This window comes from Rhodococcus sp. W8901, assembly GCF_013348805.1.
GTDB lineage: Bacteria > Actinomycetota > Actinomycetes > Mycobacteriales > Mycobacteriaceae > Prescottella.
This window is the reverse complement of sequence record NZ_CP054690.1, coordinates 4174753-4190887: the sequence shown is the minus strand read 5'-3', so window position 1 is coordinate 4190887 and position 16135 is coordinate 4174753. Positions and strand designations below refer to the sequence as shown.

Sequence of the window (16135 nt, the reverse complement as noted above, 5' to 3'; positions counted from 1 at the left end):
GCTACTAGCCTGGGGGCAGATTTGCCGACAACCACGGGAGCCCGAGTTGGACAAGCAGCCTGGTGTGCAATTCCTCGGTCCGCAGCAGCGCGAGCAGGCCTGGGAGAAGTTGGGAACCGAGCAATTCGACGTGGTGGTGATCGGTGGCGGCGTCGTCGGTGCCGGCGCGGCGCTCGATGCCGCGACGCGCGGGCTCAAGGTGGCGCTCGTCGAGGCCCGCGATTTCGCCTCGGGCACGTCGTCACGCTCGTCGAAGATGTTCCACGGCGGACTGCGCTATCTGGAGCAGCTCGAGTTCGGTCTGGTGGCGGAGGCGCTGCACGAGCGGGAACTGTCGATGTCGACGCTCGCGCCGCATCTGGTCAAGCCGTTGAAATTCCTTTTCCCGCTGACACATCGGGTGTGGGAGCGGCCGTACATGGCGGCCGGATTCCTCCTCTACGACCGGATGGGCGGCGCGAAGTCGGTCCCGGCGCAGAAACATCTGACGCGGGCGGGTGCCCTGCGGATGGCGCCCGGACTCAAGCGGCACTCGCTGGTCGGCGGAATCCGCTACTACGACACCGTCGTCGACGACGCCCGCCACACGATGACCGTGGCACGCACGGCGGCCCAGTACGGCGCGGTCGTTCGGACCTCGACGCAGGTGGTGGGCTTCCTTCGGGAGGCCGACCGGGTGTCCGGCGTGCGGGTCCGCGACTCGGAGACCGGTGAGACGACCGAGGTCTGCGGCCACGTCGTCATCAATTCCACCGGTGTGTGGACCGACGAGATCCAGTCGCTGTCCCGCCAGCGTGGACGGTTCCGGGTGCGGGCGTCCAAGGGCGTGCACATCGTGGTTCCGCGCGATCGGATCGTGAGCGACGCCGCGATCATCCTGCGCACCGAGAAGTCGGTGCTGTTCGTGATTCCGTGGGGTGGCCACTGGATCATCGGCACCACCGACACCGACTGGAATCTCGACCTCGCACACCCGGCCGCGACCAAGGCCGACATCGACTACATCCTCGGCCACGTCAACAAGGTGCTGGTCACCCCGCTCACCCCCGACGACATCGACGGCGTGTACGCCGGGCTACGTCCGCTGCTGGCGGGGGAGAGTGACGAGACGTCGAAACTCTCGCGGGAACACGCCGTCGCACGCGTCGCGCCGGGCCTCGTCGCGATCGCCGGCGGCAAGTACACGACCTACCGGGTGATGGGGCAGGACGCCGTCGACCTCGCCTCGGAGGACATTCCGGCCCGCGTCGCGCCGTCGATCACCGAGAAGGTGCCGCTGGTCGGCGCCGACGGCTACTTCGCGCTGGTCAACCAGGCCGTGCACCTCGGCCAGCTGTACGGACTGCACCCGTATCGGGTCAAGCACCTGCTCGACCGGTACGGCTCGCTCATCGACGAGGTCCTGGAACTGGGTCAGGACTCACCCGAGTTGCTCCAGCCGATCACCGACGCGCCCGACTACCTGCAGGTGGAAGCCGTGTATGCGGCCGCGGCCGAGGGTGCGCTGCATCTCGAGGACATCCTCGCGCGCCGCACCCGCATCTCGATCGAGTACCCGCACCGCGGCGTGAACTGCGCCGAGCAGGTGGCCAATCTCGTCGCGCCGATCCTCGGCTGGGACTCGGCCACGATCGACCGCGAGGTCGAGACGTATCGGGCGCGCGTCGAGGCCGAGATCATGTCGCAGGCGCAGCCGGACGACGCTTCCGCCGACGCGCTGCGGGCCGCGGCCCCGGAGGCGCGTGCGCAGATCCTCGAGCCGGTACCGGGCACGGTGCTGCCTAGTGGTGGGTCAGCACGATCTTGACGACGACGACCGCGGTGGCTGCGACGGCCAGCAGCCCCGCGGCGATCAGGGTGTCGCGCGAGGGTCGTTCGCCGCGGAGACGGGCGATCACGAAGACCATCGACGCAATGCGGATGAGGATCGTGACCTCGGCGATCACCTGGGCGGTGAACGGCTCGAGCCAACCGAAGACGGCGGTCGCGAGGAGGACGATGGGAAGGACCGCCGAGCTGAGGACCGGGACCGAATCGCGCAGTTCGGCCAGGCGTTCGGCGGTCGTCAGCTGACGACCGGAGCGCACCGATCTGCCGACGCCTTCCGCGAAGGCGTGGGCGATGAATGTCGACACCGCGGTTCCGGCCACGACGGCGATGGTGCGGGAGTCGCTGCGGGAGACGGTCTCCGGAATCAGCGCGGCGAGGATCAGGATGTTGCCGTACACGTAGGCGCTGATGCGACTGGCCGCGTTCTCCCGGTCGAGAGGAACCGAACGACTCAACAGGGGGCGGTGCAGCAGCGAGCGAAGGTCCGGTTCCATGCGTAAAAGCGTCGCATACCTCAGTTGAGGGGTGGAACGTAGTGGCTCGGATCGTTGCGATGCTCGAGCGGCGGAAGGTTGCGCGTCGGCGTGTGCACCAGTGGAGCGTCGGCCGGTGACCGCCCGCTGACCCGGTCGACGCCGCCACGGGCCCGCGGATGCTTGCGCCTGCGCTCCGGAACGAGTCGGAATGCCACATTCACGAGTTCGCCGACGCGGCGGTGCAGCCACGCGTCCAGCGGCCCCCAGCGGTAGCCCAGCAGATCCCGCACAGGCTGGTCGTACATCCCGACCGTGAGCCACACGAACCCCTTCGACACCGGAATCCGGGCGACCCGCCAGATCGGCTCCGGCACCCACATCAGGAACGGGGGACGGCCGATGTCGGACAGGTCGAGCACGTCACGGGCAGCCCTGTTGTCCTCGAGGACGTCGCGGCACATGTGCTCCCAGTACCGCTGGAAGTCCTCCCACGTCTGCGGCACCGGACGCATGCTCATCCCGTAGAGCCGGTACCACTGGATGTGCTCGGTGAACAGTTGCCGCTTCTGGGCCTCGGTGATGCCGCCCATGAAGTTGTCGGCGGTGAGGATCGTGCCCATGAAGAACGTGGCGTGCGCCCAGTAGAACGTCTCGGGGTCGAGTGCGTGATAGCGCCGTCCCTTCGCGTCCACGCCCTTGATGTCGCGGTGGTAGTTGCGGACCTCCTCGGCCGTCTGCTGCGCGCGGTCACCGTCGAACACCACGCCGCCGATCGGGTACAGCGACCGGAACAGGCGTTCCCACCGTTCCTCGAAGAACCGGGAGTGCTGCTCCACTCCGGCGCCCAGACCCGGGTGCATGTTCTGCATCGACCCCGCCCACAGACCCTGGAGCATGCCGCGCCAGTCGCCGAAGTAGCGCCACGTGAGCGAGTCGGGACCGAGCGGTATCGGCGCCGACGTGTCCGAACGGGTCATGCGAGCCGCCTTCCGGGAGCAATTGACTACACCCGTTGTCAGATTAGGATCGGGGCGGTACGCGGTCAAGGGCTGGAGGTGCGGTGGGTACGCAGCGGACGTGGGCGGGCACCGGAATCGAGGAACGCCGTGCCGCCCGGCGCGACACACTGCTCGCCGCCGGCATCGAACTGCTGGGCGCACAGGGCGGTGCGGCCGTCGGCGTCCGCGCGGTCTGCCGCGCCGCCGGACTCACCGAACGGTACTTCTACGAGAGTTTCGCCGACCGCGACCGATTCGTCCGAGCGGTGTACGACGACGTCGGCCGGCAGGCGCACGCCGCACTCGTGGCGGCGGTCGGAGCGGCACCGGCACCACACGACCGCGCGGCCGCGGCCGTGTCGGCCTTCGTGGAACTGATGGTCGACGACCCGGCGCGTGGCCGGGTGCTGCTGCTCGCGCCGCTCGTCGAGCCCGCGCTCGGTGGGCGGGGGCTCCAACTCGCCCCGGCCTTCGTGCTGCTCGTACACGAGCAGCTGTCGCAGATCACCGATCGCGACGAACGGCAGATGACGGCGGTCGGCCTCGTCGGGGCGCTCACGAGTCTGTTCATCGGGTACCTGGACGGCACGATCGTGACATCCCGCGAGCGGTTCGTCGGACACTGTGTCGCACTGCTCGACGGTGCCGGTCAGCGCAGCGGCTGACAGTTGGGGCAGTAGAAGATCGAACGCTCGCGGCCGGGTCCCTCGGCCAACTCGTCGGCCACGATCAGGGTGCCGCAGCGCAGGCACGGCTTGCCGCCGCGCCCGTACACCCAGTCCCGTCGGCCGGGCCGTCGATCACCGGTGGTGACGCGGACGGCGCGGTCGCGGTTGGCCTGGAGCAGTCGGTGCGCCAGGTCGACCACCTTGGGCAGGTCCGGCACCCGGTCGGTGGGGGTTCGCGGATCGACGCCGCGTAGGAAGCAGATCTCGTTGCGGTACACGTTGCCGATGCCCGCCATGATGCGCTGGTCCAGCAGGGCCTCGCCGATCGGACGATCCTCGGCCGCAGCCAGATTCGCGGCCGCGACCGCCGCGTCCCAGTCGGGGCCGAGCAGGTCGGGGCCCAGGTGGCCGACGACGCTCTCCTCCTCGTCGCGGCCGATCACTTCGGTGATGCCGAGTGAGAATCCCACGGCGACGGCGTCATCGGTGCCCAGAACGATGCGGGCCTGATGTCCGGGGCGCTTCCACCGGGCGCCCCGGGGGTACACGTGCCAGGCGCCCTCCATCTTCAGGTGGGTGTGGATCGTGTGGTCGCCGACCCGGGTCAGCAGGTGTTTGCCGCGGGCGATCACCGAGTCGACCGTGTTGCCGGACAGGTCGACGGTCGCGTAGCGCGGGACCCGGACGTCGCACTCGGTGAGCACGTGGCGGGTGAGGGCTGCGTCGAGCCGCTGCGCCGTCCGCCAGACGGTGTCTCCCTCGGGCATCGCCTCACGCCCGCAATCTGTAGCCGCGCGGGGTGGCCGAGAATCCGACCTCGGCGAGCAGTTGTGCGAAGTCGTGTCCGTGAATCGTTGCGCCGTCGACCTTCTCGACTACGACCTTGTCGATGCCTCCGCGTTTGACGGTGCCGGCGAGCGATTCCGCGGCGGTGCGCAGTGCGCCGATGTCGTCGGTGAAGGTGAGGACGGTGCGTCCGCCGCGCTCGACGAACAGCACCAGTTCGCCCTCGACGAGCGCCACCAAGCCGCCGGCCTTGCGGCCGGGCCGGTGCCGCGGTGCGTCCTCGCCCGACATCGACGGAGGCCACGGCAGTGCCGCGCCGTACGGGTTCGCGGGATCGCATGCCGCGAGCGTGACGGCGGGGGTGGAGGTGTGCCGGCCTTCGATCGTGTCACTGTAGCTCCGCAGCCGGTCGACGACGTCGGAGGTGGAGAACTGGGCACCGCCGAGGGTGTCGACGAAGTAGCCGCGGCGGCAGCGGCCACCGTCCTCGAAGCCGCTGAAGACCTTGTACATCAAGGCGAAGCCGCCGGGAACGTTCTCGCTCACCACCGATCCGCGGGTGACGACACCGTAGCGTTCGAGCAGCAGGTCGGCGGTGGCGTGTGCGCGCAGCGTGGGGTCCGGCTCGGGTTCGGGAAGCAGCGACCAGCGTCCGCCCGCGGTGGGCGGGCCGGGTCTGGTGGGCATGGTGGGCCGGCCCAGCCGCCGGTAGGCGTGCGCGCGGGGTGCGCGCCGTGGCGTGCGGTGGCTGGGTGTGGAGCGCGAGGTGTCCGACAGCAGCGCCCGCAGCGGGGCCAGTGTGTCGTTGCCGAGGTATCCCGCCCACACCAGGTCCCACAGCGCGGAGGTGAGCGCGGGATCGTCCGTCGCGCCGAGTGTGTCCGAGAGTTGCCGGAAGAAGTACGCGCCGCCGCCGGCGAGGGTGTCGAGGACGGAGCGGTGCATCTCGGTGAGTTCGATGTCGGCGGGCGCCGCGAGCGTGAGCGGGGACGATTCGGCCAGGTGCAGGCTCACCCAGCCGTCCTTCCCGGAGATCTGTCCGGCGCCCGCCCACAGCACCTCGCCGGTGGAGGTGAGTTCGTCGAGCATCGCGGGGGAGTAGTCGCGGACGCGCGAGCCCAGGATCAGGGTTTCGAGGGCGGACGCCGGAACCGGAACTCCTGCAAGCTGTTCCACGACGGTCGCGACACCGTCGATGCCGCGCAGCGAACCTCCGACGTGCTGCCAGCCCGGCAGGAAGCGGCCGAGGGTCGCGGTGCTCACCGGTTCGACGTCCTCGCGGGCCGCGGCCAGCGAACGCCGGCGCAGGCGCCGCAGCACCTCCGCGTCGCACCACTCGCTGCCGGTGGCGCCGGGACGGAACTCGCCCTCGACCACGCGCTTCTCGTTCGCGAGCCGGACCAGCACGTCCCGCGCGACGGCCGATCCGATGCCGAACCGGTCCGCGGCCTCGGCCAGCGTGAACGGGCTGTGGGTGCGCGCGAAGCGACTCAGCAGATCGCCCAGTGGGTCGTCGACCGGCTCGATGAATGCCGCGGGCGTGCCGATCGGCAGCGGTACGCCGAGCCCGTCGCGCAGCCGTGCGGCGTCCTCGATCGCGGTCCACCACTGGCGGCCCGCGAACGAGACGTGCAGCGCGCGCCGGTGTTCCACCAGTTCCTCGAGCCACGGCAGCGGGTCGGCGGTGGCGCGGGCGGCGGCCTCCTCGGTGGTCAGTGGCCCCAGCAGGCGCAGCAGGTCGGCGATGCCCTCGACGTCGCGGGCGTGCCGTTCCGGGACCAGGCGCTGCAGTTCGTGTTCGGCCTTGGCGATGACGTCGGCGTCGAGGAGTTCGCGCAGTTCCACCCGGCCGAGCAGTTCGGCGAGCAGTGTCGAGTCCAGGGACAGCGCGGCAGCGCGGCGTTCGGCGAGCGGGCTGTCGCCCTCGTACATGAACGCGCCGATGTAGTCGAACAGCAGCGAGCTCGCGAACGGCGACGGCGACGCGGTCTCCACCTCGACGATGCGGATCTGCCGACGGGCGATGCGGCCGAACAGGTCGCGCAGCGCGGGCAGGTCGTAGACGTCCTGCAGGCATTCGCGCACGGTCTCGAGCAGGATCGGGAACGTCGGATACTTGCGGGCGACGTCGAGCAGTTGCGCCGAGCGCTGCCGCTGCTGCCACAGCGGCGCCCGCTTGCCGGGGGTGCGGCGCGGCAACAGCAGTGCGCGCGCGGCACATTCGCGGAACCGCGACGCGAACAGTGCCGAGCCGCCCACCTCGTCGGTGACGATGTCCTCGATCTCGTCGCGCTCGAACGCGAACAGTTCGGCGCCGGGCGGGTTGTCCTCGGTGTCGGGCAGGCGGACGATGATGCCGTCGTCGGACGCGGTGGGGGCGGCGTCGACGCCGAAGCGTTCCCGCAGTCGGGCGCCCACCGCGAGCGCCCACGGCGCGTGCACGCGCAGCCCGTAGGGCGAGTGCAGCACCAGTCGCCAGTCGCCGAGTTCGTCGCGGAAACGTTCGACGACGAGCGTGCGGTCGGTGGGGACGCGTCCGGTGGCCTGCTGCTGATCGTCGATCAGGGCCGCGAGGTTGGTGGTGGCGTTGGCGTCGAGTCCGCTCGCGGCGAGTCGGGTGGCCACCTCGTCCGGGGTGCTGGTGGACAGCTCGCGCAGGAACCCCCCGAGCGCCTCCCCGAGTTCGGCGGGACGGCCCAGACCGTCGCCGTGCCAGAACGGCAGCCGTCCGGGCAGTCCGTACGCGGGACTGACGAGCACGCGGTCGAACGTGATCTCCTCGATCCGCCAACTGGTGGCGCCGAGTGCGAACACATCGCCCACCCGGGACTCGTACACCATCTCCTCGTCGAGTTCGCCCACCCGAGAGGCCTTCTCGCCGACCATGTACACCGCGAACAGGCCGCGGTCGGGGATGGCGCCGCCGGAGGTGACGGCGAGGCGCTGCGACCCGGGCCGTCCGGTGAGGGTGCCGGCGTCGCGATCCCAGACGAGCCGGGGCCGAAGCTCGGCGAACTCGTCGGACGGATAGCGGCCCGCGAGCAGGTCCAGCGTCGACTCGTACGCCGAGCGGGGTAGCGTCGCGAACGACCCACTGCGACGGACCATTTCGTACCACTGCTCCACGTCGATCGGTTCGAGCGCGGTGGCGGCGACGGTCTGCTGCGCGAGGATGTCGAGCGGGTTGGCCGGGATCTCGAGCGCCTCGATTTTGCCACTGGTCATCCGTTCGACGGTGACGGCGCAGTGGATCAGGTCGGTGCGGTGCTTGGGGAACAGCACGCCGCGGGAGATCTCGCCCACCTGGTGTCCGGCGCGGCCGACGCGCTGCAGTCCGCTCGCGACGGACGGCGGCGCCTCGACCTGGACGACGAGGTCGACCGCGCCCATGTCGATGCCGAGTTCGAGGCTGCTGGTCGCGACGACACAGCGCAACCGTCCCGACTTGAGATCGTCCTCGATGATGGCCCGCTGGTCCTTGCTCACCGAACCGTGGTGGGCGCGGGCCAGTAGGGGATCGGCGCCGTAGTTCACCTCGGTGGGCGCGCCGATCTGCGCCGGCGGCCGGCCCTGCTTCTCGACGGCGCCGCCGAGGCGTTCGGCGTAGATCTCGTTGAGCCGTGCGGTGAGCTTCTCGGCGAGGCGGCGGGAGTTCGCGAACACGATCGATGAGCGATGCGCGAGGATCAGGTCCACGATCTGCTCCTCGACGTGCGGCCAGATGGACCCGGCCTGCGGCGCCGGCGACATCGAGTCCGGATCCGGTTCCGCGACGCCGAGTTCGGTCATGTCCTCGACCGGGACCCGCACGGTGAGATCGAAGGTCTTCGCTGCGGGCGGCGCCACGATCCGGATGGGCGCGGCGCCCGCCAGGAACCGGCCCACCTCCTCGTGCGGACGCACGGTCGCCGACAGCCCGATCCGCTGGGCGGGCTTGGTCAGGAGCTGGTCGAGGCGCTCGAGCGACAGCGCGAGGTGGGCGCCGCGTTTGGTGCCGGCGACTGCGTGTACCTCGTCGACGATCACCGTGTCGACTGCCGCGAGCGTCTCCCGCGCCGACGACGTGAGCATCAGGAACAGCGACTCGGGGGTGGTGATGAGGATGTCCGGCGGGGTCTTGATCAGCTTGCGGCGCTCACCGGTGGGGGTGTCACCGGAACGCACACCCACGCGGATCTCCGGGGGCTCCGACCCGAGCCGCTTCGCGGTCTGGGTGATCCCGACCAGCGGGGCGCGCAGGTTCCGCTCGACGTCGACGCCCAGCGCCTTGAGCGGCGAGATGTACAGGACACGGGTGGCCCGGTCGGACTCGGTCGACGTGGACAGCTGGTCGAGCGCCCACAGGAACGCCGACAGGGTCTTGCCGGAGCCGGTGGGTGCCACGACGAGCGTGTGCGACCCGCTCGCGATGGAGTCCCACGCCCCGAGCTGTGCGGCCGTCGGCGCATCGAAGGCACCGTCGAACCACTCCCGGGTGGGCGCGGAGAAGCGGTCGAGGACGGCGTCCATGCGCTCCATCTTGCCCGCAGGCACCGACACGCACTTTCAGCCAGCGTCCCGGCCCCACCGCGTAGTAGCTTCCTGAACAAACGATCGGTCTTCACAAAGAACGGGCGGGGCGGCATGGAGACGTTGAAGATGGTGCTCGAACTCGTGGTCGTGCTGGGCGCGATCGTGATGGGCACCCGCTCGAGCGGCGTCGCGCTCGGCCTGTGGGGCGGCGCGGGCGTGGCCGTGCTGGTGTTCGTGTTCGGCGAGGACGTCGGAACGCCGCCGGTGGACGCGCTGCTGATCGTCCTGTCGGTGGTGCTGGCGTCGTCGATGATGCAGGTGGCCGGCGGCATCGACTGGATGGTGACCATTGCCGCCCGGCTCATCTCGAAGCGGCCGAAACAGATCACGCTGATCGCGCCGCTGGTCGCGTTCCTGTTCTCGGTGGGCGCCGGGACGTCGAACATCCTGTACCCGCTGCTCCCGGTGATCTACGACCTGTCGTACCGGAACGGGGTCCGGCCGTCGCGTCCGCTGTCGTTGTCGGTCGTGTCGACCGGCGTCGCGCTCGCCTGCAGCCCGGTCTCGGCCGCGATGGCCGCGATGGTGACGCTCACCGACGTCTCGCCGTACGACTTCGAACTCATCGACATCATCAAGATCACGCTGCCGGCCGCGATCATCGGCATCGTGCTCTCGGCGTTCGTCGTCAACAAGCTCGGTAAGGAACTGCGCGACGACCCCGAGGTGCAGGCCCGGATCGAGTCCGGGGAACTCGAGGTCGCGGGGGCCGGTGGTCCGGGCGCCCTCAAACTCGAATCGACCACGAAGGGCCGCAACGCTGCGCTGATCTTCCTCGCCGGTGTCGCCGCGATCGTCGTGTTCGGTCTGTTCAAGGACATCCGGCCGGATGCCGCCGACGGCACCCCGCTCGGCATGACGCCGATCATCGAGATGATCATGTTCCTCGTCGGCACCGTGATCCTGCTGGTGTCGCGGCCCGACGTGTCCACGGTGCCCGCCTCGACGGTGTTCCGTGCCGGCATGGTCTCGGCGATCGCCCTGTTCGGACTCGCGTGGCTGACCGACACGTTCATCAGCGCACACAGCGACACCATCACCAACACCGTCGGCGACTGGGTGAACGCGGCACCGTGGATCTTCGCGCTCGGCGTGTTCCTCGTGTGTGTCCTCACCACGAGCCAGTCGACCGCGACCCGAACGATCGTGCCGATCGGTCTCGCGGCGGGCATCGCGCCGGGCGTCCTCAGCGGAATGTGGGCCGGCGCCTTCGCCGGCGTCTACCTGCTGCCCACCAACGGCTCCCAGATCGCGGCCGCCAACTTCGACCTGTCGGGCACCACCAAGCTCGGCACCAAGCTCGTCGACCACTCGTTCTTCATCCCGACCGTGGTCCTCGCGGCCACGACCGTCGCGGCGGGTGCGGGCCTGGGCGTGTTGCTGGGGTGAGGGGTTGATCGCCCCCACGGTCGGTATCGCGCGTGGAGCCTTACGGTTGGACGATGCCGCAGGGACATCTCCCGTTTGCCCTGCCTGCGTGACAAGGAGTGAACCGACGTGGAGGGTGCTGACGACCCGACCGACCGCTCGCGGCTGGACCTGGCGGCGCATCTACCGCGACTGACGGCGCGTGGTGTGATTCTCAGTCTCCTCGTGAGCAATCACCCGGCGCGGCCGACGCCGGCGCAGGTCGTCCGGGCCGCGGGAGTGTTCGGTATCAAGGAATCTGCGGCGCGGGTCGCGTTGAGCCGGATGGTGTCCGGTGGCGATCTCACGCGAACACCCGACGGGTTCCATCTGAGTGCACCGCTGCTCGAACGTCGTCAGCGGGTGCTGCACGAGGTGGAGCAGGGGACCCGCCCGTGGAACGGGGAGTGGGAGATCGTCGTCGTCACCGGCACGGGACGCGATCCCGGCGATCGCGCCGCGCTGCGCGAGCGGCTGTCCCGGCTCCGGTTGGCCGAACTGCGCGAGGGCGTCTGGCTGCGTCCGGCCAACCTGACGCGGGTGCTCGACCTGGCCGCCGAACCGGTGGAGGTGCTGACGGGAAGTCCGGTGCGCGACGCCGGTGAACTCCTCGGATCGTTGTGGAACCTCCCGGCCTGGGAGCGGGAGTCCCGGCGGCTGCTCGAGCTGATGAACCTGGCCGAGAGCACGGTCGACCGATTCACGGTCGCCACCGCGGTTGTTCGACACCTTCTCACGGATCCTGTTTTACCGCAGGAACTTCGACCGAATTCGTGGACGGCCGACCGTGTGCATGCGGCGTGGGGCGCGTACCAGGAGGAGTTCGTGTCGATTCCGGAGGTCGGTCACACGAACTGACCGAATATTACTCATTGACTTCGACTGTTCGGAAAACGTAATGTCCGAATCAGTCGAAGGAGGCAGTCATGCAGACACACGAGGTGTTCAACCAGTCCGTTCCGCTATACGGCCACAACGTCGCCGACGATCCGACGCTGCTCGAGGGGCTCGTCCGTGAGGGCGCGGAATGGGCCGTCGACGACGTCAGCCGCCTCGGCGCGCTGGCCGGAACCGAGCACGTGCAGGAACTGGGCCGGCTCGCGAACGAGAACCCGCCGGTCCTGCGGCCCTACGACCGGTTCGGTCACCGCACCGACGACATCGAGTTCCACCCGGCGTGGGACGAGCTGATGTCCACGGCCGTCGCCAACGGGATGCACGGCGCACCGTGGAGCGACGCCCGGCCGGGCAGCCACGTGGCGCGCGCCGCCAAGTTCTACGTGTGGAGCAATGTCGAGGCCGGCCACACCTGCCCGATCTCGGCGACGTACGCCGCCGTCCCCGCGCTGCGGGAGAACCCCGAGCTGGCCGCGATCTACGAACCGCTGCTGTCCAATTCGTCGTACGAGGGCGGCCTGAGGCCTCCGTTGGAGAAGGCGGGCCTGCTCGCGACGATGTCCATGACCGAGAAGCAGGGCGGCTCCGACATTCGAGCCAACACGACGCGCGCCGTCCTGCAGCCCGACGGCACCTACCGGATCGTCGGCCACAAGTGGTTCACGTCGGCGACGATGGCCGACCTGTTCCTGGTCCTGGCGCAGACCGACGCGGGCGTGACGTGCTTCCTGGTGCCCCGCGTCCTTCCCGACGGCACCCGCAACAACGTTCGACTGATGCGGCTGAAGGACAAGCTGGGCAATCGGTCCAACCCGTCGGCCGAGATCGAGTACGAGAACGCCTTCGCGTGGCGTGTCGGTGACGAGGGCCGTGGTGTGCCGACGATCATCAAGATGGTCAACATGACTCGCCTCGACTGCCTGATCGGGGCGGCGTCGGGCATGCGTCGGGGCGTCACCCAGGCCGTGCATCACGCGACGCATCGGCAGGCCTTCGGCAACTACCTCATCGACCAGCCGTTGATGCGGAACGTCCTGGCCGACCTGGCCGTGGAGTCGGAGGCGGCGTCGCTGCTGATGATGCGCCTCGCCGGCGCCCACGACCGTGCCACTCGCGGTGACGCGGCGGAGTCCGACTTCCTGCGTCTGGCCCTCGCGGTCGGGAAATACTGGGTGTGCAAGCGGTGGCCCGCTCATGCGGCCGAGGCGATGGAGTGCTTCGGGGGCAACGGCTTCATCGAGGAGTCTCAGATGCCGCGCCTGTTCCGCGAGTCCCCGCTCAACGGGATCTGGGAAGGCAGCGGAAACGTCGCGGCGCTCGACGTGCTGCGGGCGATGGGCAAGAATCCGCGCACCGTCGAAGGGTTCTTCGACGAGGTCGCGCTGGCCGGTCCCGAGCCGAGCATTCAGCGTGCGGTCCGCGAGATCCGTTCCCAGCTGACCGATCTGGCGGACGCGGAGGTCCTCGCCCGTCGCGTGATCGAGCGGATGGCACTGGTTCTGCAGGCGTCGCTCCTGGTGCGGCACGGCAATCATGCGGTCTCCGATGCCTTCATTGCCACCAGAATCGACGGCGACCGTGGCAGCGTGTACGGAACGCTGCCCGCCGGCGTGGACTTCGCAGCAATTATCGATCGCGTCACCTCGAAGGTCGGCTGACAGAGCCGACCGCGGCCCGGAACACAATGTCGAAGGAGTCGATCAATGCAGGGAATCGGTGACTGGGCCACCCGGCGGGCCCAATTGAGCGGCGACAAGGTCGCTTTCGTGTCCGGTGAGCGCACCTGGACCTACGGCGAGTTCGACGACCGCGCGAACCGGCTGGCGAACCAGCTACGCGATCGGTTCGGCGTCAGGCGCGGAGACCGCATCGCCGCGGTCGTACCCACGTCCGTGGAGTGCCTCGAGATCCTCTTCGCGGTAGCGAAGCTCGGCGCCGTCTTCACACCGATCAACGTCCGGCTCACGGCGTCCGAGATCGGTTATGTCCTGGCCGATCTCGGAGCACAGCTACTCTTCGTGCACGGGGCGTTCACCCAGGCGGCAGCTGCGGTGAACGAACCGGGCGTGCGGGTGCGCGACGTGGTAGCACTGGGGGCGGAGTACGACGACCTCGTGGCGACCGCCGATCCGGACCCGTTGCCGGCGCTGACGGATCGCCACGACGTGGCGGTGATCATGTACACGTCCGGAACCACCGGGCGACCCAAGGGCGCCATGATCACCCACGAGAACCTCCGGGCCAACGCGGCCGCCGTCACCTCCGCGTTCGGACTGCGTTCGTGCGACGTCACCGTGACGGCACTTCCGATGTTCCACATCGGCGGGCTGGGGCTCTACACACTGCCGTTCATCTATGTGGGCGCCATGAACGTGATCATGCCGTCGTTCGATCCGGTCGCGGTCCTCGACGCGGTGGTCGCGCACCGGGCGACTCAACTGTTGTTGGTGCCCACGATGTGGCAGGCCGTCATGGGTGTGCCCGATCTGGAACGCTACGACCTGTCCTCGCTCGACTGTGCCCTGACATCCGGTGCGCCTGCACCTGTCTCGGTGCTGGACTTCCTGGCGCGCAGTGGTATCCCGTTCCGGGAGGGGTTCGGGATGACCGAGTGTGCCCCGTCGATCGCGCTGCTCGACTCCGAGCACGTTCGGGAGAAGGCCGGATCGATCGGACGGCCGCTCTTCGGGATCGACACGCGGTTGGTCGACGACCTGGACCGCGACGTGCCCGTCGGAACGGTGGGAGAACTGTTGGTCCGAGCCGACAACGTGTTCGCCGGGTACTGGATGCGTCCCGAGGAGACGTCCCATGCGTTGCGGGGTGGATGGTTCCACACCGGGGACATGGCACGAGCGGACGACGAGGGTTTCATCACCCTGGTCGACCGGAAGAAGGACATGCTGATCAGCGGCGGTGAGAACGTGTACTCCCGTGAGGTGGAGGTGGTGATCGCCGAGATGCCCGGAGTGCGCAACGTGGCGGTGGTCGCGGCCTCCCACGAGAAGTGGGGCGAGACGCCGGTGGCCTTCGTCGTGCCGACCGAGGGTGCCGCACTCGCCGAGGACGACGTCATCGCCTTCGCTCGGCAACGGCTGGCGCGTTTCAAGGTGCCGACCCGGGTCCGGTTCATCGAGGCGCTGCCGACGACGGCCACGGGCAAGGTGCAGAAGAACGCGCTCCGCGATCGCCTGCTCACCGAGACGGTCTGAGCGGGAACCGGCTCCGGTACTCGTCCCAGCTCGCCTTGCACGCGCGGGCGAGGTGGTCGATCCGGTCCTGATCGGCGGTCGGCCAGTCGACGCCCGGTTCCATCAGTTCGGCCGTCGCCCGTTCGCCGAGCAGGAACTCGCGCCGGAATTCGGCCTGCACCGCACCGAGGACGACCCCGGCGGCCTCGGTGCGGTGCCGCAGCGCGGCGAAACGGGCGCCGGCCGCGATGATCTCCTGGCTGCCCAGGTACGGCTGGTTGAGCTGCACGGCTTCCGCCTCGGCGGTGAAGTCCACGAATCCCTTGCGATGTGCCTGCGCGAGTGCGCGGACCCGGGCGGGGTCCATCGTGACCGGATTGTCGCCCCGCGGATCGCCCTCGTGGTCCCCGCGATTCGACAGGGCCACGACATCCGGTAGCAGGTCGGGCTCGGCCCGCAGGACGTTCACCGCGCCGTCGCGTCGGGTCGTGTGGTTCATCGTGTCGTGGAACGAGAGGGTCGTGAAGTCGGTGCCGCGGCGCAGGGCCAGTTCCGCCATGCGGTCGACCAACTCGTCGCGGGTGCGCTCGTAGACGCCCAGGCCGCGGTCGGCGACCTCGGTGAAGGTGTCGGCCAGATGCTTCCATCCGGCGTCGTCGGTGGGTTCGCGCAGCAGCGGGTAGAACGAGAACGTGACCGGTCGGACGGCGTCGACGCCGTCGAGGTCGGCCCGGTTGCCGGGGCCGGCCTGCCGCACCCGCGCGAATGCCTCGCGCAGCGTCGCCTCGAGATCCGTCGGGCGGGCCCGGTTGGGGTCGCGAATCATGCGCGGGTGCGGATTTTCGACATACACGATCCGGGGGTCGATCTCGGCCCAACGCCGCACGATCGGCCCGGTGGACATATCGGTGAAATCGAACTGGAGTCTGCGAGTGAACTCGGGTGCGAGGAACGGTGCGAGCTCCTCGGGGATCGCGTAACCCGAATGCGGGCAACTCACCAGCAGATCCGCCTCGGCCAGCGCCTGATCGAGCGTTCGATTGCCTGGGTCGGCGTAGAACACCAGGTCCTCGGGCGTGAATTCCGTTCCGGCAGGGACGAACAGCGGCGTGCCAGTCATGGCTCGACCATATCGTCTCGGAATACTTTGGGGCGGTAGGGAAATGCGGTCGAATCGGACAGTGGGGAGCGCTGCCGAACGGGCGACGGGCCGCGTCGTCGAAGTCGCTCGAGATTCGGTCGAGAATCCCGGTAAGGCCGTACAGACCGGCCTCCACTCACTAGTCTAGTGGATGTTCCGGACGGTCTTT

At 69.2% G+C, this 16135-nt stretch carries 11 protein-coding genes; 6 read left to right on the top strand and 5 right to left on the bottom strand.

The genetic code is table 11. The features are described 5' to 3' along the window. Positions 1-46: 46 nt before the first annotated feature. Positions 47-1807, top strand: coding sequence for a glycerol-3-phosphate dehydrogenase/oxidase (locus HUN07_RS19610; protein ID WP_174912076.1), 1761 nt, complete (start codon positions 47-49; stop codon positions 1805-1807). Here HUN07_RS19610 and HUN07_RS19605 read toward each other — a convergent pair. Beyond that, positions 1782-2324, bottom strand: coding sequence for a hypothetical protein (locus HUN07_RS19605; protein WP_174912073.1), 543 nt, complete (start codon positions 2322-2324; stop codon positions 1782-1784). The two genes, HUN07_RS19610 and HUN07_RS19605, sit on opposite strands and share 26 nt — an antisense overlap. A 20-nt stretch (positions 2325-2344) precedes the next feature. Then, positions 2345-3283: an oxygenase MpaB family protein gene (locus HUN07_RS19600; RefSeq protein ID WP_114721854.1), complete on the bottom strand. Its 939-nt coding sequence runs from the start codon at positions 3281-3283 to the stop codon at positions 2345-2347. An 83-nt stretch (positions 3284-3366) separates the two neighbouring features. Between HUN07_RS19600 and HUN07_RS19595 the strand changes: the two genes are divergently transcribed. Next, a complete protein-coding gene (locus tag HUN07_RS19595) occupies positions 3367-3969 on the top strand; it encodes a TetR/AcrR family transcriptional regulator (RefSeq protein ID WP_174912070.1) in 603 nt (200 codons plus the stop codon). Here HUN07_RS19595 and HUN07_RS19590 read toward each other — a convergent pair. After that, a complete protein-coding gene (locus HUN07_RS19590; protein WP_174912068.1) occupies positions 3954-4739 on the bottom strand; it encodes an Fpg/Nei family DNA glycosylase in 786 nt (261 codons plus the stop codon). The two genes, HUN07_RS19595 and HUN07_RS19590, sit on opposite strands and share 16 nt — an antisense overlap. 4 nt (positions 4740-4743) lie before the next feature. Beyond that, positions 4744-9267: an ATP-dependent helicase gene (locus HUN07_RS19585; RefSeq protein ID WP_174914890.1), complete on the bottom strand. Its 4524-nt coding sequence runs from the start codon at positions 9265-9267 to the stop codon at positions 4744-4746. Positions 9268-9381: 114 nt separating this feature from the next. Between HUN07_RS19585 and HUN07_RS19580 the strand changes: the two genes are divergently transcribed. The 4 genes from HUN07_RS19580 to HUN07_RS19565 all read left to right on the top strand — a co-directional run bounded on the left by HUN07_RS19580 (position 9382) and on the right by HUN07_RS19565 (position 14846). Then, positions 9382-10719 carry an anaerobic C4-dicarboxylate transporter family protein gene (locus tag HUN07_RS19580; RefSeq protein ID WP_114721857.1) on the top strand — a complete coding sequence of 446 codons (1338 nt, stop codon included), beginning with the start codon at positions 9382-9384 and terminating at the stop codon, positions 10717-10719. A gap of 108 nt (positions 10720-10827) precedes the next feature. Next, the gene (locus tag HUN07_RS19575; RefSeq protein ID WP_254622607.1) at positions 10828-11595 is read left to right on the top strand and encodes a PaaX domain-containing protein, C- domain protein; all 768 of its coding nucleotides are present in this window, start codon (positions 10828-10830) and stop codon (positions 11593-11595) included. A gap of 68 nt (positions 11596-11663) precedes the next feature. Continuing rightward, positions 11664-13292, top strand: coding sequence for an acyl-CoA dehydrogenase family protein (locus HUN07_RS19570; RefSeq protein WP_174912065.1), 1629 nt, complete (start codon positions 11664-11666; stop codon positions 13290-13292). 45 nt (positions 13293-13337) lie between these two features. Further along, the gene (locus HUN07_RS19565; RefSeq protein WP_114721862.1) at positions 13338-14846 is read left to right on the top strand and encodes an acyl-CoA synthetase; all 1509 of its coding nucleotides are present in this window, start codon (positions 13338-13340) and stop codon (positions 14844-14846) included. On the opposite strand, the gene HUN07_RS19560 is transcribed toward HUN07_RS19565, so the two are convergent. Continuing rightward, complete coding sequence (locus HUN07_RS19560) at positions 14830-15945, bottom strand: N-formylglutamate amidohydrolase (protein WP_174912063.1); 1116 nt, start codon at positions 15943-15945, stop codon at positions 14830-14832. The two genes, HUN07_RS19565 and HUN07_RS19560, sit on opposite strands and share 17 nt — an antisense overlap. Positions 15946-16135: the final 190 nt, after the last annotated feature.

What these genes read in the sequence shown, in the direction of transcription:
- HUN07_RS19605 (WP_174912073.1), bottom strand. Translation starts at nt 2,324, where the DNA reads ATGGAACCGGACCTTCGCTCGCTGCTGCACCGCCCCCTGTTGAGTCGT.
- HUN07_RS19600 (WP_114721854.1), bottom strand. Translation starts at nt 3,283, where the DNA reads ATGACCCGTTCGGACACGTCGGCGCCGATACCGCTCGGTCCCGACTCG.
- HUN07_RS19590 (WP_174912068.1), bottom strand. Translation starts at nt 4,739, where the DNA reads ATGCCCGAGGGAGACACCGTCTGGCGGACGGCGCAGCGGCTCGACGCA.
- HUN07_RS19585 (WP_174914890.1), bottom strand. Translation starts at nt 9,267, where the DNA reads ATGGACGCCGTCCTCGACCGCTTCTCCGCGCCCACCCGGGAGTGGTTC.
- HUN07_RS19580 (WP_114721857.1), top strand. Translation starts at nt 9,382, where the DNA reads ATGGAGACGTTGAAGATGGTGCTCGAACTCGTGGTCGTGCTGGGCGCG.
- HUN07_RS19570 (WP_174912065.1), top strand. Translation starts at nt 11,664, where the DNA reads ATGCAGACACACGAGGTGTTCAACCAGTCCGTTCCGCTATACGGCCAC.
- HUN07_RS19565 (WP_114721862.1), top strand. Translation starts at nt 13,338, where the DNA reads ATGCAGGGAATCGGTGACTGGGCCACCCGGCGGGCCCAATTGAGCGGC.
- HUN07_RS19560 (WP_174912063.1), bottom strand. Translation starts at nt 15,945, where the DNA reads ATGACTGGCACGCCGCTGTTCGTCCCTGCCGGAACGGAATTCACGCCC.